At 65.0% G+C, this 23,993-nt stretch carries 23 protein-coding genes and 1 tRNA gene; 16 read left to right on the top strand and 8 right to left on the bottom strand.

From position 1 onward, the window contains the following. Positions 1-7 precede the first annotated feature (7 nt). The gene (locus ACE191_RS12030; protein WP_400192472.1) at positions 8-280 is read left to right on the top strand and encodes an acyl carrier protein; all 273 of its coding nucleotides are present in this window, start codon (positions 8-10) and stop codon (positions 278-280) included. 77 nt (positions 281-357) lie between these two features. Here ACE191_RS12030 and ACE191_RS12025 read toward each other — a convergent pair whose 3' ends face one another. Beyond that, positions 358-1,107, bottom strand: a complete 750-nt coding sequence (locus ACE191_RS12025) for a YkvA family protein (protein ID WP_400192471.1) — start codon at positions 1,105-1,107, stop codon at positions 358-360. A gap of 204 nt (positions 1,108-1,311) precedes the next feature. Continuing rightward, a complete protein-coding gene (locus ACE191_RS12020; protein WP_400192470.1) occupies positions 1,312-1,914 on the bottom strand; it encodes a C40 family peptidase in 603 nt (200 codons plus the stop codon). Positions 1,915-2,216: 302 nt separating this feature from the next. On the opposite strand from ACE191_RS12020, the gene ACE191_RS12015 reads away from it, so the two are divergent. Further along, the gene (locus ACE191_RS12015) at positions 2,217-2,600 is read left to right on the top strand and encodes a hypothetical protein (RefSeq protein WP_400192469.1); all 384 of its coding nucleotides are present in this window, start codon (positions 2,217-2,219) and stop codon (positions 2,598-2,600) included. Between the two features lie 125 nt (positions 2,601-2,725). Then, complete coding sequence (locus ACE191_RS12010; RefSeq protein WP_400192468.1) at positions 2,726-2,977, top strand: hypothetical protein; 252 nt, start codon at positions 2,726-2,728, stop codon at positions 2,975-2,977. Between the two features lie 64 nt (positions 2,978-3,041). Here the strand turns inward: ACE191_RS12010 and ACE191_RS12005 are convergent. Continuing rightward, positions 3,042-3,117, bottom strand: a tRNA-Thr gene (locus tag ACE191_RS12005). Positions 3,118-3,271: 154 nt separating this feature from the next. Between ACE191_RS12005 and ACE191_RS12000 the strand changes: the two genes are divergently transcribed. Further along, entirely contained in the window at positions 3,272-3,733 is a 462-nt protein-coding gene (locus tag ACE191_RS12000) for a hypothetical protein (RefSeq protein WP_400192467.1), read from the top strand. Here ACE191_RS12000 and ACE191_RS11995 read toward each other — a convergent pair. Then, the gene (locus tag ACE191_RS11995) at positions 3,730-4,629 is read right to left on the bottom strand and encodes a hypothetical protein (protein ID WP_400192466.1); all 900 of its coding nucleotides are present in this window, start codon (positions 4,627-4,629) and stop codon (positions 3,730-3,732) included. The two genes, ACE191_RS12000 and ACE191_RS11995, sit on opposite strands and share 4 nt — an antisense overlap. Positions 4,630-4,767: 138 nt before the next feature. Between ACE191_RS11995 and ACE191_RS11990 the strand changes: the two genes are divergently transcribed. From ACE191_RS11990 to ACE191_RS11960, 7 genes are all read left to right on the top strand, one after another. Next, positions 4,768-5,538, top strand: coding sequence for an FkbM family methyltransferase (locus ACE191_RS11990; RefSeq protein WP_400192465.1), 771 nt, complete (start codon positions 4,768-4,770; stop codon positions 5,536-5,538). Beyond that, the gene (locus ACE191_RS11985; RefSeq protein WP_400192464.1) at positions 5,535-5,840 is read left to right on the top strand and encodes a hypothetical protein; all 306 of its coding nucleotides are present in this window, start codon (positions 5,535-5,537) and stop codon (positions 5,838-5,840) included. The genes ACE191_RS11990 and ACE191_RS11985 overlap by 4 nt, the downstream gene beginning before the upstream one ends. A gap of 83 nt (positions 5,841-5,923) precedes the next feature. Further along, on the top strand, positions 5,924-8,482 hold the full coding sequence (locus ACE191_RS11980) for a YfhO family protein (protein WP_400192463.1): 2,559 nt from the start codon (positions 5,924-5,926) through the stop codon (positions 8,480-8,482). Positions 8,483-8,592: 110 nt separating this feature from the next. Continuing rightward, entirely contained in the window at positions 8,593-9,537 is a 945-nt protein-coding gene (locus ACE191_RS11975) for a 1-aminocyclopropane-1-carboxylate deaminase/D-cysteine desulfhydrase (protein WP_400192462.1), read from the top strand. Between the two features lie 112 nt (positions 9,538-9,649). Further along, the gene (locus ACE191_RS11970; RefSeq protein ID WP_400192461.1) at positions 9,650-10,282 is read left to right on the top strand and encodes a DUF4230 domain-containing protein; all 633 of its coding nucleotides are present in this window, start codon (positions 9,650-9,652) and stop codon (positions 10,280-10,282) included. Between the two features lie 150 nt (positions 10,283-10,432). Next, the gene (locus ACE191_RS11965) at positions 10,433-10,963 is read left to right on the top strand and encodes a quercetin 2,3-dioxygenase (RefSeq protein WP_400192460.1); all 531 of its coding nucleotides are present in this window, start codon (positions 10,433-10,435) and stop codon (positions 10,961-10,963) included. A gap of 62 nt (positions 10,964-11,025) precedes the next feature. Then, positions 11,026-11,595 (top strand): GNAT family N-acetyltransferase, encoded by a 570-nt coding sequence (locus tag ACE191_RS11960; RefSeq protein ID WP_400192459.1) that lies wholly within the window; start codon positions 11,026-11,028, stop codon positions 11,593-11,595. A gap of 2 nt (positions 11,596-11,597) precedes the next feature. Here the strand turns inward: ACE191_RS11960 and ACE191_RS11955 are convergent, their stop codons facing one another. Both ACE191_RS11955 and ACE191_RS11950 read right to left on the bottom strand, forming a co-directional pair. Further along, complete coding sequence (locus ACE191_RS11955) at positions 11,598-11,762, bottom strand: hypothetical protein (protein WP_400192458.1); 165 nt, start codon at positions 11,760-11,762, stop codon at positions 11,598-11,600. An 81-nt stretch (positions 11,763-11,843) separates the two neighbouring features. Further along, positions 11,844-12,338 (bottom strand): regulatory protein RecX, encoded by a 495-nt coding sequence (locus tag ACE191_RS11950; protein ID WP_400192457.1) that lies wholly within the window; start codon positions 12,336-12,338, stop codon positions 11,844-11,846. A 372-nt stretch (positions 12,339-12,710) separates the two neighbouring features. Between ACE191_RS11950 and ACE191_RS11945 the strand changes: the two genes are divergently transcribed. Both ACE191_RS11945 and ACE191_RS11940 read left to right on the top strand, forming a co-directional pair. Continuing rightward, on the top strand, positions 12,711-13,610 hold the full coding sequence (locus ACE191_RS11945; RefSeq protein WP_400192456.1) for a DMT family transporter: 900 nt from the start codon (positions 12,711-12,713) through the stop codon (positions 13,608-13,610). 110 nt (positions 13,611-13,720) lie between these two features. After that, a complete protein-coding gene (locus tag ACE191_RS11940; RefSeq protein WP_400192455.1) occupies positions 13,721-16,357 on the top strand; it encodes a DUF5686 and carboxypeptidase regulatory-like domain-containing protein in 2,637 nt (878 codons plus the stop codon). 163 nt (positions 16,358-16,520) lie between these two features. Here the strand turns inward: ACE191_RS11940 and ACE191_RS11935 are convergent, their stop codons facing one another. Next, the gene (locus ACE191_RS11935; RefSeq protein ID WP_400192454.1) at positions 16,521-17,441 is read right to left on the bottom strand and encodes an EamA family transporter; all 921 of its coding nucleotides are present in this window, start codon (positions 17,439-17,441) and stop codon (positions 16,521-16,523) included. A gap of 295 nt (positions 17,442-17,736) precedes the next feature. On the opposite strand from ACE191_RS11935, the gene ACE191_RS11930 reads away from it, so the two are divergent. Then, positions 17,737-20,223 (top strand): bifunctional UDP-N-acetylmuramoyl-tripeptide:D-alanyl-D-alanine ligase/alanine racemase, encoded by a 2,487-nt coding sequence (locus ACE191_RS11930; RefSeq protein WP_400192453.1) that lies wholly within the window; start codon positions 17,737-17,739, stop codon positions 20,221-20,223. A 184-nt stretch (positions 20,224-20,407) separates the two neighbouring features. On the opposite strand, the gene ACE191_RS11925 is transcribed toward ACE191_RS11930, so the two are convergent. After that, entirely contained in the window at positions 20,408-21,250 is an 843-nt protein-coding gene (locus ACE191_RS11925; protein ID WP_400192452.1) for a carboxypeptidase-like regulatory domain-containing protein, read from the bottom strand. Positions 21,251-21,500: 250 nt separating this feature from the next. Between ACE191_RS11925 and ACE191_RS11920 the strand changes: the two genes are divergently transcribed. Beyond that, positions 21,501-21,752 carry a ferrous iron transport protein A gene (locus ACE191_RS11920; protein ID WP_400192451.1) on the top strand — a complete coding sequence of 84 codons (252 nt, stop codon included), beginning with the start codon at positions 21,501-21,503 and terminating at the stop codon, positions 21,750-21,752. A gap of 11 nt (positions 21,753-21,763) precedes the next feature. Beyond that, complete coding sequence (gene feoB, locus ACE191_RS11915; RefSeq protein ID WP_400192450.1) at positions 21,764-23,935, top strand: ferrous iron transport protein B; 2,172 nt, start codon at positions 21,764-21,766, stop codon at positions 23,933-23,935. Positions 23,936-23,993 lie beyond the last annotated feature (58 nt).

Genomic DNA, 23,993 nt, shown 5'->3' with positions numbered 1-23,993 from the left:
TTTAGCCATGCTAACCCAAACGACTTCCGCTCCCGCCAACATCGAACAGCAGGTGTTGCGCATCATCAGCAAGCGTAAGGCCATCAAGCCCCAGCGCCTGCGTGTATCCAGCAACCTCAGCCGCGAGTTGGGCTTCGATACCGTCGACGTGGTCGACATCATCCTGGAGCTGGAGCGCCGCTTCCACATCACCATCCCCGACGAGGTACCCCTGAACACCGTGCGCGACTTTGTGCGCTACGTGGCCTCGCACCGGGGTGGTCGGCCGGCGCGCCGCTAATTCTTCTTTGGTCTGAAAACACAGAAAAGGCCCGCAACAACTGGTTGCGGGCCTTTTCTGTGTTTGAGCGGGGAAGCCTAGCGGACGTTGCCACCGGTGTCGCCGCCGCGGGAGCCGGTGGGTTTCGGGTCGCGGCTGCCCGCCGTGCTGGCGCCTTCCATGTGAGGGTTGGGCGTTACGTCGAGGGTGGGGTGGTGCTCACCCGCCGGCTCGGCCCGGTTGGCCGGCTCGGCCCGGTTGGCCGGATCGGGCGACGAGCCGCCGGGCAGGTCGGCCTTGCCGGCGTGCTTGGCCGATTCGGGAGCGGCGGTAAACGAACCGCTGCTTACACTGTGCTCGGCCTGCTCGGTCCAGTGCGCCTCGCGCAGGGCCGGGCGCTGCGGCGCCGGACCGCCAGCCGCCGTCACACCCCGGCCTTGCTCCCAGGCGTGAAACTTATCCAGCTCGGCCGAGAGCGTGCTCATGAACCAGGCCATCAGGGCCACGTCGTCGAGCAAGCCCACCACCGGGATGAAGTCGGGCACCAGGTCGATGGGGGAGAGAAAGTAGATCAGCACGGCAATGGCGCCCAGGATGGTGGGCGTGGGAATGCCGGTGTACTCGCCCGAAGCGGCCGATTTTACCAGGCGGAACAGCGTCTGCATGCTTTCCCATGCCTCGTGGGCAATGCTGCCGACGTCTTTTTTCTCGCTGGCTTTCTGGTAAGCGTCGTTGAGCAGCTGCTTGATGCGCAGCGGCTGCTTGAGGTAGCCTTCGGCCTTGCCGATCAGCGTTTTAAAGAACGGAGACGATGCAATCCGTTCCCCGTTGGGTGGTTGGGTAGCCATGACGAAAGGGCTGGAGAGAAGAAACGATTTGGGCGTCGCCTGGGCTTTGGGTGCCGGTGCCCTGAGGGCAGTGCCGGCGCGCGGGCGGCTGCCGTCCTATACTGTTTCGCGCCGAAATGGTTATCGGATGCTTGCGGGCGCAAAACAAACAAAAAAGCCCTTGCCGCGGGGCAAGGGCTTCTGCAAAGCGGTCAGGCAGCGGGGCTACTCTACGTTCACGCGGCCGGCGGCGTAGAAGTTGCGCTGGTAGTAGCCCTGGTTGAGCGAGCTGACCATCACGCCGCCGTTGGTGGCCGAGTGGGCAAACTTGCCGTCCTTGAGGTAGATGCCTACGTGGTAGATGGGCTGACCGGGGCCGCGGCGGAAAAACACCAGGTCGCCGGTCTGCATTTCGGTTTTGGCCACGCGCTTGGCGTTGGCAAACATGGAGCGCGAGCTGTGCACCAGGTTGATGCCGTACACTTCCTTAAATACCCGGGTTACGAAGCCCGAGCAGTCGGTGCCGCGCTTGGTGCTGCTGCCGAAGCGGTAGGGGGTGCCCAGCCACTCGGTGATGGTGCGCAGCAGGGAGGCATCCTCGGCGTAGTCGGCCTTGATGCCGAGGGTCTGGGCATAGTAGCCCACGGCCAGCGAGTCGCGGAAGGTTACCGGGTCGTCGCCCGATTCGGCCAGGGCCGACAGCAGCGAGGCTTCGGCCGGGGCGGCCGAAGCCGCCTTATGGGTGAGCCCGGATTCGGGCGAGTAGTCAAAGAAAAAAGAAAGAGCCAGTGAAACAGCGGCGAGGCAACACAAAAGGGTATTCTTCATTGTCCGTCGTGTGGGGTATGAAACTCCGCCCCCGGGCGGTGGCCGCGAGGGGCCGGTTGGCGTACTTTTCTTCTCTAAGCGAGCAAGTTGGAGAAGGTGAATAAGAGGTTTTCCCGAACCCGACTGGAAAGATTCTACCCGGGCCGATAGGGTAAAACTAGGTCGGTCAGATTAAGGGTCCAAATTATTCGGGCTAATGAGCCATAAATTCATGGATAGATGCAAAATAGGAATGCATTTTGCGGACTCGCCGTGCAACCATCAGCTTTTCAGCTACGTAGCCGACTTGCTTTCCTTTAGCCGTGAACCTTCCCCCCATCATCGAGCATTCGCCCCTGGCCCGACTGGCCCGCTGGAAGCTCAAGCAGCGCAACGTAGCCATGGTCCTGGGCGGCAGCATTCACCTCAGCGGGGTGTCGCGCGCCGAGTTCCTGCGCGACCCGTCGTGGGTGGCCCACGAGATGTGCCACATCCGGCAGGTGCAGCAGTACGGCCTGCTGGGCTTTCTGTGGAAGTACCTGCTCGAATCGATGCGGGTGGGCTACTACGACAACCGCTTTGAGGTGGAAGCCCGCCTGGTAGCTCGGCGCGACACCGCCTACTACGCCCGCCTGCTGGGCCTCGACCCACCCGCTGGCCCCGGCCGCGGCACCGCCCCCGAGCCTCGCCCTGATGTGGTGGCATAGCCGGTTGCGGGCCGTTATAGCTGGTCGAGGTGGGCGCAACCCTGGAGCCCTGGTTTACGAATAGCTTTCAGGGCCCCCGGCCGGGGTGCCGCCTTGCTTGTTCACTCCAAACTCAACCCTACATCATGGCAACCAACCCTTCTTCCAGCAACACGGATTTCCTCAATACCTCGGGCAGCGCCGCCCAGCAGCCCCAGGCCGCGGCCGGCAATAAGTCCTCGATGCTTAACGGCGTAAACGACAAGCTCAAGAACTTCGGCGACGCCGCTGCCGGCCAGCTCGGCAAGCTCAGCACCACCCAGAAGGTAGTGGGTGGCCTGGCCCTGGCCCTGGGCATCAGCTACCTCTCGAAGATGACCAACAAGCGCAACGGCTAAGGCCCGCAAGCGCTGAAAACGAAACCGGCCCGTTTCCTGATCAGGAAACGGGCCGGTTTGCTTGTGGAGCCTGCTATTGGACTCGAACCAACGACCTGCTCATTACGAATGAGCTGCTCTACCAACTGAGCTAAGCAGGCAACTTTCCCACTGGAGCGCAGGACGCGCAATGGGAGTGCAAATATAAGCGCCCCGGCAAACGCCGCACAAAACTTCCGGCGAAATTTTTCTAGCCCCGCCGCTCAACCCCGCTGCCGGACCTGCGTTGGAAAACCTACCCAACGCGCTACGCCTATGAAATCGTCTGCTTCCGCCCCCGTCACGCAGTCCCTTATCAGCGGCCTGGCCGGCGCTGTGGCCCTTACGCTGGTGCACCAGGCCGCCCGCCGCCTCACCCCCGACGCCCCGCGCATGGACGTGCTGGGCATGCGCGGACTGCGCAAGCTGCTGGCCGCCGCCGATGCGCCGCAGCCCGACCAGCCCACGCTCTACAACGCCACGATGGCCGGCGACCTGCTCAGCAACGGTTTGTACTACAGCTTAGTGGGTTCCGGCGAAGATGCCTGGTGGCGGGGCGCAGCTTTGGGCATAGCCGCCGGTGCCGGCGGGGTGCTGCTGCCCGGCCCGCTGGGTTTGGGCGACGGGCCCAGCAACCGCACGCCCCAAACCAGCCTGATGACGGTGGCCTGGTACACCCTCGGTGGGCTAGTAGCGGCCGGTGTGTCGCGGGCCTGGAGCCGGGCTGCACGCCGCTAACGCACTACTTGGCCGAAGTGGAAGGTGGCGTTGAGTGCCGAGAGCGGAGCTAAGGTAGTGGCATAGCCCGAAGTCAGGCTGTACCGGCTTAAACCATTAAGTGACAACGTAGCGTGGTTGGCTTTGTCTTGGTTGCGGTTGTATTGGATGTACAGCTTGTTTTCGACGGATACCGAGAAACGCGGGTGCACAAAGAACTTGAGGCCGGCTAGGGGGGCAATACCTATACTGAGGGAGCTGCTAGACCATTTCGCCTGTTCGCGCTTCTGCTCTATTTCCTGGTTATCATTAAGCCCCAGATAATAGAAGTGTCCGGTGGTGTTGCTGTGGGAGTAACGTACAAAGCCCTCGTAGCCGTAAAGCAGCTGAAAACGGCCCAGCTGTTGCTGCCATTCGTAGCCGGCATCCACGGAAACCCCGCTGAAACTGGAAGCATTTTCGATAAGGTAGGTATTGGCACTGAGGATTTTAATACTGTCTTCCCGCACTTTGTTGCCGCTGAGCCCAAAGCCTACATTCAGGCGGTAGGCACCTTTGCGGACCGGGATGTTCCGGCTGTCGCGAACCACCTCGTTTTTGCGGACCATAAACCGGGTAAAATTGCCCGTCTGATTGAGGCCGGTGCCATAAGTGTTGTAGCCGCCCCCGTAAGGGGCGTAGGTAAGGTTCACGAAGCGCGGTAGCACGAATGAGGCATCCACGCTCACGTCCCATTTATAGCGCACAAAGCGGAAGCTACCCCGCCGTCCACCGCCGCAGTCGGCACAGGGGTCGGCTGAACGCTCCGAAGCTACGGGCTCGAATTCAGTGGTGTCGCTGGAAAAAGAGGTTTGCGCGCGGGCCGGCGACAGAAACAAAAACAGCGCGCCCAGCAGCGCCACGAGGGCATACTTCATAGTGCGGGAGATAAGGAAATCAGAACGACGAGTCGACCGGAATGGGGCAAAGCTAACGTTGCCTGACCGCGGCCCAAAACGCGGGCCGGGAGCGGTGTAGTATTCCGGCCCGGCCGCAGGTGCTACCTTTGCCCGCACATGAAGGCGCTGCGCAAACTCCTCGTCGGCGCGCTCGGGTTCGAGCGCTACATTCGCTTCGTCAGCCGCATCTACCTGCGGCTGGTAGCTGCCGGCTGGGGCAAAGCCAAATACCCCGAGCTGTTTTTCCTGGCCAAGCTGGTGAAGCCCGGCGACGTGTGCCTGGATATCGGCGCCAACCTGGGCTACTACTCGGTGGCGCTGTCGCGGCTGGTGGGGCCGCAGGGCAAGGTGCTGGCCGTGGAGCCGGTGCCCCTGTTTCAGCGCATCTGGCAGGACAACGTGCCACTCAGCGGCGTCGACAACCTGCTGCTGCTGCCCTACGCGCTGGGCGGCGAAAACAAAACCGTGCAGATGGGCACGCCCGCCCGCAACGGCCTGCTGCACCACGGCATGACCAAGATTGCCGACTCCAGCCCCCACGAGCAGTACGGGCAGTTCTACGAGGTGGACATGCGCGTGCCCGACGAACTGCTGGCCCACTTCGACCGTCTCGACTTTGTGAAGTGCGACGTGGAAGGCTTCGAGCACGAGGTGTTTCGCCACATGCAGGCCACGCTGCGCCGCCACCGGCCCATCATTCAGACCGAGCTGAACGGGGCCGAAAACCGCCGCCGGGTGAGCGAGCTGCTGGCCGAACTGGGCTACCAACCCTACCTGCTGGAAACCACCGGGACTGAAGCGCGGTTAGTACCTTGTCCGGCCGCCGAGCTGTTTGGCACGGCCGACCGGGATTTTTACTTTAAACCTGACCTGCCCGCGCGCGGATGATCATCAAAGCCCTTCTCATTTTTCTGCTCGTGGCCCTGCTGCTGCGCATGGTCATGCCCTGGCTGGTACGCTGGCTGCTCACGGCCTTCGTGCGCAAGCAGATGCAGCGCAGCGGCCTCGACTTCGGCCCCGGCGGCTCCCCGTTCGGGCCCGGCGGTTCGCCCTTCGGCCCGCCGCCCACCGCGCCCAAACCCGGTCCCGAGGGGCAGGTGCAGGTCGATTACGTGCCGCCCACGGCCAAGCCAAAGCGCCAAACCGAATTCCGCGGGGGCGACTACGTGGAGTTCGAGGAAGTAAAATAATCGGCCTACCTTCGGGCTGCCTCCGCCCGGCCTGCTGCGCGCGGGCCGGGTTTTCTGTTTCTTCTCTGTTTTTCGCCCGCCGAATGACCCTTGTTGTTCCGCCGACGCCGGCCGCCGCGCCTTTGTGGCGCCGGGTGCTGCCGCACCTGCTGGCCGTTGCCTTCCTGCTGCTGGTGGCAGTGGTGTATTTCTCGCCCATCGTTTTCAAGGGCCAGACCCTGAGCCAGCACGACATCGTGCAGTTCAACGGCGGCGCCCGCGAGGCCGCGGCCTTCCGCGAGGCCACCGGCCAGGAAGCCCTCTGGACCAACTCCATGTTCTCGGGCATGCCCACCTACCTGATTGGCACCCGCTTCCCGGGTGACCTGTCGGTGTACCTGAGCAGCCTCTTCACCCTGGGGCTGCCCGCCGTGGTGGCCAACCTGTTTGTGGCCTTGCTCTGTGGCTACCTGCTGTTCGTGGCGCTGGGCCTGCGCCCCCTGGTAGCCCTCACCGGCGCCCTGGCCCTGGGCCTGACGAGCTACAACCTGATCATCCTGGCCGCGGGGCACAACTCCAAGTCCTACGCCCTGGCCTACGCGCCGCTGGTGCTGGGCGGTTTGCTGGTGGCTTTCCGGCGGCACAAGCTGCTGGGCGCGGCCCTGTTTGCCCTGGGGCTGACCATGAACGTGCGGGCCAACCACCTGCAAATCACTTACTACCTGCTGCTGCTGGTGTTGGTGTTCGGCATCGTGGAGCTGGTGTACGCCATCCGCGAAAAGCGCCTGGCCGACTTCCTGCAGCGCACGGCTTTGCTGGCCGTGGCCGCCCTGCTGGCGGTGGGCGTTTCGTTCGGCCGCCTCTACACCACGGCTTCCTACGGCAAGTACAGCATCCGCGGCAAGTCGGAGCTGACCACGCCGGCGCCCACCGCGCCGGGCCAGCCGGCTGCCAAGGTGGAAACCGGCTCAGGCCTCGACCGCGACTACGCCTTCAACTGGAGCTACGGCGTGGGCGAGTCTATTACCCTGCTCATTCCCAACTACTACGGTGGCGCCTCCTCGGGCAAGCTCGACGAGAATTCGGCCACCGGCAAGGCTTTGTCGGGGCTGGGCGTGCCGCCGGTGCAGCTGCGCGAATACCTGCAGAACATTCCCACCTACTGGGGCGACCAGCCCATCACCAGCGGACCGGTGTACGTGGGTGCGGTGGTGTGCTTGCTGTTCGTGCTGGGCTTGTTCGTGGCCGACCGCCGCATCCGCACCTGGCTGCTGATCGGCACCATTCTGTCGCTGCTGCTGGCTTGGGGTAAGAACTTCGCCGCCTTCAACGATTTGATGTTCGACTACTTCCCGGGCTACAACAAGTTCCGGTCGGTGTCGATGGCCCTGGTAATTGCCCAGCTGGCCATGCCGCTGCTGGCCATTCTGGCCCTGGCCCGGGTGCTGCGGGGCCGCCCGGCTACCGCCGCCGTGCCCAGGCTGCCCGGCGTGGCCGTGGCCGACGCGCCCGAAACCGCCGAGCTGCGCCGCAAGCTGCTGCTGGCCACGGGCATCACGGCCGGCATCTGCGCGCTGGCCTTCGTCTTCGGCCTCGGCGCCGACTTTGCCTCGCCCATCGACGCGCAGCTGCAGCAGCAGGGCTTCCCGCTCGACGCGCTGCGCGAAGACCGCGCCGGCCTGATGCGCGCCGACGTGCTGCGCTCCTTGTTCTTCATTCTGGCCACGGCCGCGGTGCTGTGGTTTTACCTGCGCCGCCAGCTCACCGCCACGGTGGCCACGGCCCTGGTGGCCGCGCTGACCTTAGTCGACCTGTGGGCCGTGGACAAGCGCTACCTCGGCGAAAGCAACTTCCAGGACAAGACCGTGGCCCAGGAGTTCGTGCCCTCGGCCGCCGACGAGCAGATTCTGCGCGACCCCACGCTGCACTACCGGGTGCTGAACGTGGATAACCCCTTCAACGAAGCCAACACCTCGTACTTCCATAAGAGCATCGGCGGCTACCACGGCGCCAAGATGCGGCGCTACCAGGAGCTGATTGAGCGGCAGATTTCGCAGAACAACCCGCGCATGACGTCCATGCTCAACGCCCGCTATTTCCTCGGCCGCGACCAGAAGTCGGGCCAGCCGATTGCGCAGCTCAACCCCGGTGCCCTGGGCAATGCCTGGTTTGTGAGCAGCGTGCAGCCGGTGCAGAACGCCGACCAGGAAATGAACGCCCTGAGCACCTTCGACCCGGTAACCACGGCGGTGGTCGACGTGAGCAAGTTCCCGCAGGCCAAAACCAGCTACGCCAACGCCGGCTCCTCCATTCGCCTGACCAAGTATTCGCCCAACGAGCTGGAGTACCAGGCCAAGGCCGCCCAGGACGGCTTCGTGGTGTTCTCCGAAATCTACTACCCCGAGGGCTGGAACGCCTACCTCGACGGCAAGCTGGTGCCGCACCTGCGCGCCAACTACGTGCTGCGCGCCATGGTCGTGCCCGCTGGCCAGCACAACATCGTGTTCAAGTTCGAGCCCCAGGAGTACAGCATCGGCAACACCGTTTCGCTGGTGTCGTCCATTCTGCTGTTTGCCGTGCTCATCGGCGCCGGTGTTTACGCCCTGCGCCGCCGCCCCACGCCCGAGCCTGAAGCCGACCGCGACGATCTGCTGGCCGCGTAGCCGGAAATCCACCCGTCTCGACGTGATGCCGCGGCCGCACAAGTCGCGGCATCATTGCGTTCAGCTCCTACCTGCCGTGCTGCCCAACGCGCCGGCTTCCTGCCCGCTGTATGCTGCCTGCTGAATTCGCCGCTGCGCCCCTGCTCACCGACCTGCCCGAGCCCGTGGCCGCGCAGCGCGGGGTGCGCTTGCGCCTGCTGCGCGACGATCTGCACCACCCCGCGCTGCCGGGCAACAAGTGGCGCAAGCTCCAGCCCAACCTCCGGGAAGCCCGCCGTCAGGGACACACCACGCTGCTGACTTTTGGTGGGGCCTACTCCAACCACCTGGCCGCCGTGGCCGCGGCCGGCGTGCTCTATGATTTTCAGACGGTAGGCATCGTGCGGGGCGAGCCGGCCGCGGCGCGAAACTCCACGCTGGCCCGCTGCGCCGCGGCGGGCATGCAGCTGCACTTCGTGAGCCGCGAGCAGTACCGCCGCCGCTCGGAGCCCGACTGGCAGGCCGAACTACTGGCGCGTCTTGGCCCCGCTTACCTGCTGCCCGAGGGCGGCACCAACGGGCTGGCCGTGCAGGGCTGCGCCGAAATCGTGCGGGAGCTGGCCGCGGCCCACCAGTCCTACGACGCGCTAACAGTAGCCTGCGGCAGCGGCGGTACCCTGGCGGGCCTAGTGGCCGGGGCCGGGGGGCACGGCCGGGTAGTGGGCATTTCGGCCCTGAAGGGCCACGCGCCGGGCCTGCGGGCCGAGGTGGCCGCTTTGGTACACGAGGCCACCGGCCAGAGCTTCGACAACTGGGAACTGCGCACTGAGTTTCACTTCGGGGGCTACGCGCGTTATTCGGCGCCGCTGCTGGCTTTCATCGGGCAGTTCTACCAGCGCCACGGCATCCTGCTCGACCCCGTTTACACCGGCAAACTGCTGTACGGCACGCTGGCCCTCATCGAGCAGGGCTATTTTGCAGCCGGCAGCACCGTGCTAGCCGTGCACACCGGCGGGCTGCAGGGCTGGGCCGGTTTTACCGAACGCTTCGGCGCGCCCCCGCCCACTTCTCATTGAACATTTATCCTGGATCATGCGCCAATGAGCAGCGGCGCAACCGCAGCGGCCGGTGGGCGTAACCTCATCTGTAATTATCAATTCCTGATTGATAATTATTAATTGCCCCCATATGCCTCTGTTCCGCCTGCTGCGCCGTTTACTGCCCCTGTTGTTTCTGCTCGGCCTGGGCTGGTTTCTGTGGCGAAAAGTTGCCCCGGCCTTCGACGACCTGAACCCGCTGCGCGCCGAGCCGCGGGTGACGGTGAGCCACAACACCGTGCTGGAGAAAATCGAGGGACTGGGCCGGCTGGAGCTGGTGCGCTACCGGTTCAAGGACGTGGTGGAGTACAAGAAAAGCACCTACCGCTTCCTGCCCGACGCCAAAGTGGCCCTCATCGTGGCCGGCGAAGCCGTGGGCTGCCTCGACCTGCGCAAGATCAAGCCCCTCGACGTGGTGTTCGAAGGCGACTCGGTGGTGCGCGTGGCCCTGCCGCCGGCCGAGTTGTGCACCTGGCGCATCGACCATAATGGGAGCCGGGTGTACAGCGTGGAAAACGGCTTTTTTCAGGACGCCGATCTGGTGGATGCGGGCTACAAGTACGCCGAGCAGAACGTGCGCCGCGCGGCCCTGCAATCGGGCATTCTGGCCCAGACCCAGCAGAACGCCCAGCAGATTCTGCGGCCCATGCTCGAAACCCTCACCGGCCGCCGCGTGGTGCTGGTACCGCAGACCGCCCCGCCCGTGCCGGCAACCCGGCAGTAAACGGCGCGACCTACACGTTGATGTGAGGATGAGAGCCTTAGGTACTGGGTAAGCCGCTGACCGACACGTTTATGTGAGGTGACAAGGTTGAAGCAGCCATTCCAAGCGGGTAGTTTTGGTGACCGACCTGCTTCAACCTTGCCACCCGTTATGAAAATCAACCAAGCTACCACTGCGCCGACTCTGGAAGCCGACCTGGCCGTGCAAACTACCCTGATGCCGGGCACTGCCCCGTTCCGGCGTTGCCGCACGGCGGCTGGCTCGTGGTGGTACCTGGGCAACCTGGCTACCCCGCTCGTTACCGGAGCCGACAACGGCGGCGCGTTTGCTTTGCTGGACCTGTGCCTGCAGCGCGGGACCGAGCCGCCGGCGCACGTGCACCAGCGCGAAGACGAAACGTTCTACGTGCTCGACGGCCACCTTTCCTTCACCGTGGACGACGCGGTGCTGCACGCCGGGCCCGGCGACACTGTGCACCTGCCCCGCGGCCGGCGCCACCGCTACCAGCTCGAAACCGAGTACGCCCGCGTGCTGCTGCACATTGCTCCCGCCGGCTTCGAGCACTTCTTCCGGCAGCTATCGGAGCCGGCCCAGTCGCTCACGGTACCGCCACCGCCCGCCAATCCCGATCCGGCCCACCTAACGGCGCTGGCTGCCACCTTCGGCGTCACCTTCGGCTAGGCGGTGGCCGGTGCTTTTCCTGCGCCGCTTCTTCGGGCCGTCACCTGCCTTTATCTTCTGCCATGCTTCCTGCGGCCACCCAGCTTCCCCCGCTCAACACCCCGCGCCTACGCCTGCGCTGGCTCACGGCGGCCGACGTGCCCGCTCTCTACGCCATCTTCTCTGACCCGCAGGTGCTGCGCTATTGGGGCAACGCCGGCGTGCGCAACGAGGCGGAAGCGGCCGGGCTGTTGGCCGATATTTACGCCTGTTTTGCTGCCCGCACCCTGTTTCAGTGGGGTGTAGCCCGCGCCACCGACGACCAGGTAATCGGTACCTGCACGCTGTCGGGGCTGAGTGCCGGCAACCGCCGGGCCGATATCGGTTACGCTTTGGGCACCGCGCACTGGGGACAGGGCTACATGCACGAGGCCCTGCCCGAGCTGCTGCGCTTCGCCTTCGGCCCGCTCGACCTGCACCGGCTGGTGGCCGACGTGGACCCGCGTAACCACGCGTCCATCCGCAGCCTCGAGCGCCTGGGCTTTCGGCGCGAGGGCTACCAGCGCGAGCAGTACTACCAGGCGGGCGAGTGGCAGGACGCGGTGCTCTACGGCCTGCTGCGGCGCGAGGCGGCGCCCGAACTGCGCGGCTGAGGCTACTTCCTGTTTTTCTTGCGGGCCCGCCGCTGCGCCCACTCCGTTACCAGGTTGGTCACCACGCCGGTTATCAGCCCGATGACAACTTCCGGACCTTCCTTGCGGAACAGGCGGCGCACTTCTTTGCGGAGCGCCTTGCGGGTTTTCTTGCGAATCTTGGCCATGGCTGAAGCGGGTAGCGACCAGTACCGGCGCGGCGCCGGTCGTAACCAGGCAGTACGCAGCCCGGCCGCCGCGGGTGGCCGCTACCGCTCGGTGCCCAGCAGCTCGCGCAGGGCGTCCTGAATAAACTCGCCCTCGTAGCCTTTGGCCGTGGCGTAGAGCGTGAGCTTCTGCCGGCGCTTGTGGGGGTTGGGCTCCTTTTCCAGCGCGTTTTTCTTTTCCAGCAGCTCGCGCAGGTTATGGTAGTACTCGTCGCCGTCGATTTCGCTCATGCCGGCCTTGATGCAGTACTCCGACAAGCCCCGCTGTTTCAGCTCCTGCCGGATGCGGCGGCGGCCCCACTTCTTGAGCCGGTACTTACCGCGCACGAACGAGCGGGCGAACCGCTCGTCGTCGAGCAGCTTTTCGCGCACCAGCCGGATCATGATTTCGCCGGCTTCGTCTTCGTCGAGGCCGTAGCTGCGCAGCTTGCTGGCCACTTCCTGGTGGCTGCGCTCCTGGTAGGCGCAGAAGGCCGCAATCTTCTGGAGGGCCTCGGCCGGGGTGTAGGTTTTGCGCTTGCGGGCGTGGTCGTCCATCGGAAAGAGTGGGGCGGGAGGAAAGCGGACCGGTGGGCGGGCCGCGGCAAAGTGTACGCAGCCCCGGGCCGGGTGGTCGGGCCAAAGCCGCCCGAAAAAAAGGACGAAAAAAACCGGCCGGCCAAAAAAACAGCCGCCACCCAGAAGGTGGCGGCTGTTCGCTCACATAAACAAGTTGGATTGAATCATCCAAAAATGGTAGCCCACTGGATTATCCGAAGATGAGCGGGTTACCGGGCAGCAATGTAGTATGCAATCCGCACATTTCCATCTACAACCGTCGAATTGTTGGCTTGTTTACTTGGGCACAGGGGCGGGTGAGTGGCCGCCCACCGACCTTTACCGGCCCTCCTGGTTTTGCTTCACCGACCGATGATTTTTTCTCGCGGCGTCCGCTACATGTTGCTGTCCACGCTCTGCTTTGCGCTCATGAACGTGTGCGTGAAACTGCTGCCCCACGTGCCGGCGCTGGAGATTATTCTGTTTCGCTCGCTCATTTCGGTGGCGCTGAGCTACCTCACCCTGCGGCTTCTGCGCATCCGGCCCTGGGGCTCCAACCACCTGCTGCTCATCTCACGCGGCACCACCGGCGCGCTGGCCCTCATGCTGTACTTCGGCACCCTGCAGCAGATGCCCCTGGCCACGGCCGTTACCATTCAGTACCTGGCCCCCATCTTCACTGCCATCCTGGGCATCTTCATCGTGCGGGAGCCGGTGCGACCCTGGCAGTGGCTGTTTTTCCTGCTCTCCTTCGCGGGCGTGCTCTGGGCCGAGGGCGTCGATGCCCGCGTCGAGCCGCTGTGGCTGGGGCTGGGCGTGCTGTCGGCGGTCTTCTCAGGGCTGAGCTACAACTCCATCCGCCGCCTCAAAGGGCGCGAGCACCCGCTGGTGGTGGTGTTTTACTTCCCGATGGTGGCCCTGCCCATCACGGCCGCCTACTGCCTGCTGGTGAAGTGGGTTACGCCCCAGGGGCTCGACTGGCTGTGGCTGGGTCTCACCGGCGTCTTCACCCAGGGCGCGCAGGTGTATATGACCAAGGCTTACCAGGCCGAACAGCTCGCGAAGGTGGCCAACTGGAACTACCTGGGCATTCTCTACGCCCTGGGCTTTGGGCTGCTGTTCTTCGGCGAAGCCTTCCCGCCGGGCGCCTACGCGGGCATGACGCTGGTACTGGCCGGGGTGCTGCTCAACGCCTGGTACCTGGCCCGCCATGCCCGCCGCGCCCCGCTGCCCGTGCCCGAACCCGACGCCATTCCCGCCACGCCCCGCTAGCCAGCGGCAACGAGTGGGAGGGAAGCGGGAAAAAATATGCCGACGGCGAGGCAACGCCGCGGCCGGGCAGCGGCTCTCCTCGCTAACTTGCTGCCCAATCCATCCCGGCTATGATTCGTTTTTTACCTGCTTTACTGGCCTTTTTGCTGCTGCCGCTGCTGAGCGCGGCCGGCGTGCTGCGCGGGCGCATTACCGACCCCAAGGGTCAGCCGCTGGGCTTTGCCAACGTGGCCGTGAAGGGCACCACCACCAACACCGCCTCCAACGAGCAGGGTAACTACCAGCTGCCACTGGCCGCCGGCCGCTACGAGGTGGTGTTCCAGTACGTGGGCTTCAAGCCCATAGTCGAGCAGGTGCGCATCATGGGCGGCGACACGGCCACGGTGCTCAACGTCACGCTCACGCCCGAAAACTACCAGCTGCGCGAAGTGGTGGTGCGCGCCAAAGACCGCGACCCGGCCTACGCCATCGTGCAGCACGCCATGGACTGGCGCAACTACCACCGCCGCGAGGTGGCCAGCTTTACGGCCCGCAGCTACATCAAGGCTCTGGCCCGCCTCAAGGATGCCCCCAGCCGCGTGCTGGGCCTGTTCAAAGTCGGCCCCGACGTCAAACCGGGCATTTTGTATCTGTCCGAGTCGGTGTCGGAGGTGTCGTTTCGCCAGCCCAACATCGTGAAGGAGCGCATGATATCCTCGCGGGTGAGCGGCGACGCCAAGGCCTTCAGCCTGAACCGCGCCGGCGCCGGCCGGGGTCTGAGCTTCTACAACCCGGTGCTGAAGGTGTTTTCCGAGCGCGGCTTCGTGTCGCCCATCGCACCCAACGCCTTTTTGTTTTACCAGTACGTGCTCGAGGGCACCACCCAGCAGGGCGGACAAATGGTGCACAAAATCCGCGTCATCCCGCGCCGCCGCACCGACCCGGTCTTCACCGGCCACATCTACATCGTCGACGGCACCTGGCGCCTGCACTCGGTGGGGCTGAGCCTGAACGAGGATGCCCAGCTCGACTACGTCGACAACGTGCGCATCGACCAGCAGTATGCGCCCGCGCCCAACGCCCCGCACGTGTGGGTGATGCAGTCCCAGACGCTGACGGCCAACCTCTCGGCCATGGGCTTCAAGGGCAATGCTTACCTCACGGCCGTGTTCTCGCAGTACCGCGTGGCGCCCACCCACCCCAACCGCCCGGTGCCCAGCGCCCCCGCGCCCGCCGCCCCCGACGAGCCCGTACACGCCGAAACCGTGGCCGAAGCCCGCCAGCAGCGCCCCGCCGTGCGCGCCCTCACCCGGCAGGTGAAGCGCCAGAGCCGCCAGGCCGCTGCCCGCGCCATCGACTCGCTGGCCCGCGCCGGCAGCCTGACGGAGGTAGAGAAGCTGGCCCCCGGCGAGGTGATGCGCGTGGAAACCGGCGCCAACGAGCGCGACAGCGCCTACTGGTCCCAGATTCGGCCGGTGCCCCTCACCGACGAAGAGGTGAAGGACTACCGCGTAAAGGACAGCACCGAAGTCATCCGCAACTCCAAGCCCTACCAGGACTCGCTCGACCGCCTGCGTAACCAGTTCGAAACCCAGAAGCTGCTCACCGGCTACACCTACAACGACTCGCACCGCAAGCAGCAGTACAGCGTGCCCTCGGTGTTCCAGATTCTGCAGTACAGCACCGTCGAGGGCACCATCATCAGCCCCCAGCTCACCTACTCGCGCTACACCGACGACCGCCGCCGCTTCTGGCTCACGCCCGTGCTGCGCTACGGCACCGAGGCCAGGCTCTTCAGCCCCTCGGTGGAAATCAACTGGCAGCACGATGCCATGCGCACCGCCCGCTGGCAAGTGCAGGTAGGGCGCACGGTGGAAAACTTCGACGCCAACTCCCAGCACACGCCGCTGCTCAACACCTCCTACACGCTGCTGCGCAACCGCAACTTCGCCAAGTACTACCAGCGCCGCGGCGCCGAGGTGGGCTACCTCACCGAGGTGCGCAACGGCCTCGACGTGCGCGGCGCCGTGAGCTACTTCGACCGCCGCGAGCTGGAAAACACCACCATTGACCTCATCACCGACATTCCCGGCCGCGCCTTCACCCCCAACGACCCCGTGGCCGCCGAGCTGCCCGGCGGCAGCCAGTTCGGCCGCAGCCGCGCCCTGGGCACCGAGCTGTGGCTGAGCTACCGCCCCGGCCAGCGCTACATTGCCCGCCCCGACGGCAAAATCAACCTCGGCTCGCGCTACCCGCTGTTCCGCCTCACCTGGCGGCAGGGCTGGGGCGTCGAAGGACTTTCCGACGTACGCTACACCTACCTCGAAGCCGGCATCCGCCAGTCGGTGCAGTTTGGTTTGCTGGGAACCAGCAGCTACTACGTCAACGCCGGCGGCTTCCTGGGCCGCCCGCAGCTGGCGTTCATGGACTACCGCCACTTCTCCGGCAACCTCACCCGCTTCGCCGCCGACTTCAGCCGCTTCCAGCTGCTCGACTACTACCGCTACAGCACCCGCCGCGGCTTCGTGGAGGCCCACCTCGACCACCACTTCAACGGCTTCTTCCTCAATAAAATCCCCCTCATGCGCCGCCTGAAGTGGCAGGAAGTGGGCACCGTCAACTACCTGCGTACCCAGGCCGCCGGCCACTACCTCGAGCTGGGCGTGGGCATCGAGCACATCTTCAAGCTCGTGCGCGTCGACTATTTCACCGCCCTGCAGTCGGGCCGCAAGCTCGAGCAAAGCGTCCGCATCGGCATCGGCTTCTAGGCCCCCAGTTAGCCGTTCCGATACGAGTCAGGCTCACGCAGCTGCTAGATATGGCATGCAAGCAAGACCGCCGCCGGCCCCAGGGCCAGCGGCGGTTTTATTTATACTGGTGCCAGCTCCAAACCCGCTTCTTCCGCGGAGAGGGGGACCAGGGGAGGGTCCCTTACGCCGCCAGCCGTTCCGCATCAGACTGCGCTTCAGCCTCCCGCTGCGGCCAGTTGTACAGCACCACCGACACCACAATGAGCCCGTAGGCCAGCAGCTGCCCCGGCGTGGCCGTTTCGCCGAAGTACACGAAGGCCAGCGCGAAGCTCACCAGCGGGTTCAGGTACATCAGCACCCCCACCGTACCCGACGACAGCCGACCCAGCGCGTACAAATTCAGGAACAGCGGCAGCACCGTAAAGCCCGCGCTCAGCAAGGCGGTAATCAGCAGAAAGCGCGTATCGGCCCAGCCCGCGGCGGGCGTGGCGCCCAGCGGCCCGGCCAGCGGCAAGAGCACCAGCGTAGCCAGCAGCAGCTGTGCCCCCAGCAGCACCAGCTTGTCGTAGCGGCGCAGCACCCGCTGCGTCACCAGGTAGCAGGCATAGCTCAGCGCCACCAACAGGCTCATGCCCACCGTGTGCCAGTCGCCGGTGGCCAGCATCCCGCAGCTCAGCAAGCTCAGCCCGATGGCCGCGCCCTGCACCGGCCGCAGCCGCTCACCCAGCACCGCCCAGCCCAGCAGGGCCGTCAGAATGGGGCACAGCAGGTAGGCAAACGAGCCCGCCTGCACGCTCACGTGGTTTACCACGTAAATAAACAGCAGCCAGTTCAGCGTCAGCAGCCCGCCGCCCAGCGCCGTGAGCCCCAGCAGCTGCCGCCGCTCCGAGGCCGAAGCGGCCCGGTACTGCTGCCCTGTAGCCCGCAGCGCCCCGCGCCGCGCCAGCAGCAGAATGCCCGCCAGCAGCACCAGGGCCAGCAGCACCCGGAAATACAGAATCTGCCCGCTGGGGTAGCCCGCCAGTAGGCGCAACGGAATGGGGAAAAAGCCCCAGATCAGGTAGGCCGCCAGCGCGGCCCCGTGAAAGCGCGTGAGTTTCAAGAAGCAGAAAAGCGGCTCGCACCGCCCGTTATCGGAAAAAGACCACAAAGATAACCCCGGGGGAGTAGTGAAGTTGTGAAGCGGTGAAATGGCGAGTGGTGAAGTGCCGCGCGAGAAAGGTGCTGAAACGATGAGGTTCCACGACCCGCCACCGCACTGCCGCAGCCGATCAGTCCACCCCGACTGCCTGTCCGCAAGCATCTGCCAACAGCCAGCTCGCTCCCACCACCAGCCAGCACGCTTCCACCACCCGCCCGGCCCCGCCGTACCTTTGCCGCTGCAACCCACCCGCGCCATGCTCCGCTTCGATTCCCTGCCCGCCCTGCTCGGCGGCACGCTGCTGCAAGCTCCCCCCGATGCCGCCACCCCCGTCGAGCACCTGCTGCTCGACAGCCGCCGCGTGGGCGTGCCCGCCGGCACGGTGTTCTTCGCCCTGCGCGGCCCCCACCACGACGGCCACCAGTACCTGCCCGAGCTTTACCGCCGCGGCGTGCGCCTGTTCGTGGTCGAAGCCCCCGTGGCCCTGGCCTACTTCCCCGAAGCCGGCATCGTGCAGGTACCCCGGGCCCTGGCCGCCCTGCAAACCCTGGCCGCCCGGCACCGCGCCGGCTTCACCGGCCCCGTATGGGCCGTCACCGGCTCCAACGGCAAAACCATCGTGAAGGAGTGGCTGGCCCAGCTGCTGAGCCCCGACGAGCTGATCTGCCGCTCGCCACGTTCCTTCAACTCCCAGGTGGGCGTGCCCCTGAGCGTGTGGGAGCTGCGCCCCCAGCATACCCTAGGAATCTTCGAGGCCGGCATTTCCGAGCCCGGCGAAATGGCGCGCCTCGCCCGCGTTATTCAGCCTACACTGGGCATCTTCACCAACCTCGGGCCCGCCCACGACGCCGGCTTCGTTTCCCGCGAGCAGAAGGCCGCCGAGAAAATGCAGCTTTTTGCCACCGCCCGCACCCTCGTCTACTGCCGCGACCACGCTGCTGTGCACCAGGCCGCCGAGGCCCTGCCCGCCACCGTGCAGCGCCTCACCTGGTCGCGCCACGCCGCCCCCGGCGCCGCCGTGCAGGTGCAGCTGAGCCCCGCCGCCGACCCGCAGCAAACCCTGGCCCGCGTGCGCTATCAACAGCAAGAGCACGTCTTCACCTTGCCTTTCGCCGACGAGCCCTCCCTCGAAAACCTGCTGCATTGCCTCGCCGTGCTGCTCTGGCGCCAGCTGCCCGCCGCCGACATTCAGCGCCGCCTGCTGCGCCTGCACCCCGTGGCCATGCGCCTCGAAATGAAGCAGGCCATCCACGACTGCTACGTCCTCGACGACACCTACAACAACGACCTCACCGGCCTCGACCTCGCCCTCGACGCCCTGCAGCGCCAGCCCCGCCGCGGCCGCCGCACCCTCATCCTCTCCGACGTGCTCGAGTCGGGCCTGCCGGCCGCGGCACTCTACGGCCGCGTGGCCGAGCTGGCCGCCCGCCACGGCGTGCAGCGCCTGCTGGCCGTGGGCGAGGCCATCGGCCAGCACCGCGCCGTGCTGGCCGAGGCCGTGCCCGAGGTACAGTTCTTTGCCGATACCGAAGCCCTGCTGGCCTGGTTCCACCCCGACCACTTCCGCCAGGAAACCATCCTGGTGAAGGGTGCCCGCCGCTTTGGCTTCGAGCGCGTGGTGGCCGCCTTCCAGCAGAAAATCCACGGCACCGTGCTCGAAGTCAACCTCGATGCCCTGGTGCACAACCTGAATTACTACCGTGCCCGCCTGCAGCCCGGCACCCGGCTCATGGTCATGGTCAAGGCCTTCGCCTACGGCAGCTCGTCCTACGAAGTAGCCAACCTGCTCGAGTTCCACCGCGTCGATTACCTGGCCGTGGCCTATACCGACGAGGGCGTGCAGCTGCGCGAAAACGGCATCTCGCTGCCCATCATGGTCATGAATCCCTCACCCGATTCCTTCGGCCTGCTGCGCCAGTACCACCTCGAGCCCGAAATCTACTCGTTCGCCCGCCTGCGCGAGTACCTGCAGGCCGCCGCTGCCGGGCCCCTGCCGGCCATCCACCTCAAGCTCGACACCGGCATGCGCCGCCTGGGCTTCGCCGAAACCGACCTGCCCGAGCTGTTGCCCGAGCTGCGCCGCCACGCCGCCGCGCTGCGCGTGGCCAGTGCCCTCACCCACCTGGCCGGCGCCGACGAAGAGCAGCACAACGACTTCTCGCACCGCCAGCTCCACACCTTCCAGCGCATGGCCGCCCGCCTCGAAGACGCCCTGGGCTACCCTGTCATCAAGCACGCGCTCAACTCGCCCGGGATCCTGCGCTTTCCCCACGCCCACTTCGACATGGTGCGCCTCGGCATCGGCCTCTACGGCGTGGAAGCCGCCGGCCTCGACCCCCAGGCCCTGCGCCCGGTGAGCAACCTGCGCACCACCATTTCCCAGATCAAGCAGCTGCCCGCCGGCGAAACCGTAGGCTACGGCCGCCGCGGCGACGCGGCCCCCCACGAGCGGCGCATTGCCACCTTGGCCATCGGCTACGCCGACGGCTACGACCGGCGCTTTTCGCGCGGGGTGGGGGAGGTGCTCATCCGCGGCCGGCGCGCCCCGCTGGTGGGCAACGTGTGCATGGACATGTGCATGATTGACGTCACCCACATTCCCGACGCCCAGGAAGGCGACGTAGCCCTGGTCTTCGGCGAAGGACTGGGCCTGACGGAGCTGGCCGCCCGCATCGGCACCATTCCCTACGAGCTGCTCACCAGCGTCAGCGAGCGGGTCAAGCGGGTGTTCGTGTCGGAATGAAGGCTTGGTACTGGGTAGTGAGTAGTTGGTATTGAGTACTTGATAGAGAATATGGGAAGTAAGGTGCTGGAGCGGTAAATCGACGCGGCGGCAGGAAGGCCCGAAAGCACAACGAGCCGGCACTGGGAAGCGCCGGCTCGTTGCGTCAGAACAGTACTCGACACCAAGTACCTGCTACTCAATACTACTTGTACACGTCTACCTCGGCCTTGATCATGGCGTTGTAGCGCAGGCCCGTGCTGTTCGACATGGTAATCAGGCTCCAGCCCTTGCCCATGGTGTAGGTCCAGGTGCGGCTTTCCTTGAACTCGAAGGTCGGCTTCATGATCTGCCCGTAGGGCGTGTAGTTGTCCATGAAGTTGGTGGTGTAGAACTTGTCGCCCGACACGATCCACTCCATGGCCACGAAGAATCCTTCGTCCGGGGCCATGATGTTGTAGGGCGTCATGTCGATGGTGAACCAGGCGCCGCCGCCGGGAGCCGATACCACCACGTTCTCGGTGAGCAGGTCGGTATTGGGGGCGTTGTAGTCGCCGTCGGGCTTGTAGATGCGCACGCGGAAGGGCTCCTTGGGAAAGCCGTGCTCCCCGATGTAGAACGACACGGTGCGGATGGCGCCGAGCTTCTTGCCCTTCTCGTTTTTCACGAAGAAGGCGTACTGGCTGCCCGGCATGCCCTGAATCATGCCCTCACCGGGCGTGTTGGTGTTGGCGCCGAGGCCCTTGGCCTTCACCTTGGTGCCGTCTACCTTCACCTCCGACAGCACGATGTTGCGTTTGGTAACCTCGATGATGAGGTCTTCCAGCTTGTCGCCCTTCTTCACGGCTACCGACTTGCGGAAGTAGCCCAGGGCCTGAATGATGAGGGAGTCCTGCGCGGCCTTCTCGGGCTGCGCCATCTGGAAGAAGCCGTATTCGTTGGTCAGGGCCCCGCTTTGCTCTTCCTTCAGACCGATGGAAGCAAAGGGAATGGGCTCCTTGGTTTTGGCATCAACAACCCGGCCCGTAATGCGGTTGTCTTGGGCCAAACCCAGCTGCGGGAGAAGCCAAGCAAGCGCGACGAAAAAAAGTAGGCGTTTGAGCATAAGCGGTGGATTATATGTCAAAAATACAAGCAGTTTAGTCGGTTACCATGCCCCCGCTTCGAATATTTATAAGAATCCAATTCCTATCCAGCTAAATCATACTTCTCAATTCCGCCCGCCCGGCCCGGCTTTGGCGGAAACCTTTGCGCGGCCTATCTTTGTTTATAGCTTGTCTAAATAAACCCCGCCGCCCGTGCCTACAACTGCTTCTGTTACTGCCGCCGCCCGCAGCGCGAAGGACCTGCGCCTGGGTGAAACGGGCACCATCTGCTGCCTGAACGACCCCGAAATGGCGCTTAAGCTGCTGGAAATGGGCTGCATTCCGGGCACGCGGGTAACGCTAAACGGCCGCGCGCCGCTGGGCTGCCCCATCACCCTGCACGTCGACGGCGAGTACACGCTGTCGCTGCGGGTGAGCGAGGCGGCGACTATCATGCTTAAATAACTCTGGACGGAATGGGAAGTGGGGCGGTCATTGAAGCCAGCCAGCCGCAGGTAACCGTAGCCGCTGCGGCCGGCTCGGGCCCGCAGCGGCACACGCGCATCGCGCTCATCGGCAACCCCAACTCGGGCAAGTCGTCGCTGTTCAACCAGCTCACTGGGCTCAACCAGAAGGTCGGCAACTTCCCCGGCGTGACGGTGGACCGCAAAACCGGCACCGCGCACCTTACCGGCCAGCACCGCGCCGACATTATCGACCTGCCCGGTACCTACTCGCTCTACCCCAAGAGCCTCGACGAGAAGGTTATCACCGACCTGCTCTACGACAAAGGCGCCGACGGCTACCCCGATTTTGTGGTCGTTACGGCCGACGCCTCGAACCTGAAGCGCAACCTGCTGCTGTTTACCCAGTTGGCCGACCTGCAGCTGCCTATGGTGCTGGCCCTGAACATGATGGACACGGCCGAGCAGCACGGCATTCAGATCGACGTGGCGGAGCTGCAGCAGCAACTGGGTGTGCCCGTCATTCCCATGAACGCCCGTAAGGGCGTGGGCGTGGCGGCCCTCAAGATCGTGATGGCGCAGGAGCTGGGCCCGCCGGTCCAAACCTTCTACGAGCCCACCGACGCGCTGCTGCCGATGATCCGGCAGATCCGCTACTACTTCAACCTGCACAACGACTACTTGGCGCTGCACTACGCGCACCAGTACCAGCGCTTGGCTTTTCTGAGCGCCGACGACCGCGCCTACCTGGCCGAGCTGTGCCAGCAGTACCAGTTCGACTCCGTCAGCCTGCAGGCCCAGGAAACCATCGACCGGTACGCCCGCATTTCGGAGTTGCTGCTGGACGTGGTGCGCGTGACGCGGGCCGAAAAGAACGAGTCGGCCAGCAACCGGCTCGACCGCGTGCTGACCCACCGCGTGGGCGGCTACCTGATTTTTCTGGGCATCCTGTTTTTGCTTTTCCAGGCCATCTTCGCCTGGGCCGAGCTGCCCATGGACCTCATCGACCAGGGCGTGGCCTGGCTGGGCGGGCAGGTGAAGGCCCTGGGCGAAGGCCCGCTCATCGACCTGCTCTCCGATGGCATCATTGCCGGTCTGGGCGGGGTGCTGATGTTCATTCCGCAGATTGCCCTGCTCTTCGCCTTCATTGCCGTGCTCGAAGAATCGGGCTACATGGCGCGGGTTACGTTCCTGATGGACCGCATCATGCGCAAGTTCGGGCTGAACGGCAAAAGCGTGGTGCCGCTGATTTCGGGCATGGCCTGCGCCGTGCCGGCCATCATGAGCACGCGCACCATCGAGAACTGGAAGGACCGCATCATCACCATTTTCGTGGTGCCGCTCATGTCCTGCTCGGCGCGCATTCCGGTGTACACCGTGCTGGTAGCCCTGGTAGTGCCCGACGAAACCGTGCTGGGCATCTTCAACCTGCAGGGCGTGGCCCTGATGGGCCTGTACCTGCTGGGTTTCCTATCGGCCATCCTCTCGGCCTGGGCGCTGAAGACGCTGCTGCGGGCCAAGGAGCGGAGCTTTTTCATCATGGAATTTCCGGTGTACCGTTGGCCGCGCTGGAAAAACGTGGGCTTGACCATCGTCGAGAAAGTCAAGGCCTTCGTGTTTCAGGCCGGCAAGGTCATCGTAGCCGTGTCGATTCTGCTGTGGGTGCTGGCTTCCTACGGCCCCGGCGACGCCCTGCAGCGGGCCGAGCAGCACGCCCAGGCCGAAGCCGCCCGGCAGCACTTCACGCCCGAGCAGACCGATAACCTGGTGGCCGCCAAAAAGCTGGAGAATTCCTTCGCCGGCGTGTTTGGCCGCACCATCGAGCCGGCGGTACGCCCCCTGGGCTTCGACTGGAAAGTGAGCATTGCGCTGCTGACCTCGTTTGCCGCTCGGGAGGTGTTCGTGGGCACCATTTCCACCATCTACAGCGTGGGGCAGGACGCTGACATGAGCACGGTGCAGCAGAAGCTGCGCGCCGAAAAGGATGAAAACGGCCAGCCCTTCTTCAACCCGGCCCGCGCTGCTTCGCTGCTGGTGTTCTACGTGTTTGCCATGCAGTGCGTGAGCACCCTGGCCACCACCTACCGCGAAACCAAGGGCTGGACCTGGCCGCTGCTGCAGCTGGTGTACATGAGCGGCCTGGCCTACGTGGCTTCGCTGCTGGTGTATCAGCTAATGAAGTAACAGGGTACACTGTGGTAACAAGTAACAGGCCGCACGTGACAAGCTGGTGCTACGGACC

The organism is Hymenobacter sp. B81, from assembly GCF_044628455.1.
Taxonomy (GTDB): domain Bacteria; phylum Bacteroidota; class Bacteroidia; order Cytophagales; family Hymenobacteraceae; genus Solirubrum.
The sequence above is the reverse complement of the archived record's forward strand: the minus strand, read 5'-3'. Positions and strand labels throughout refer to the sequence as shown.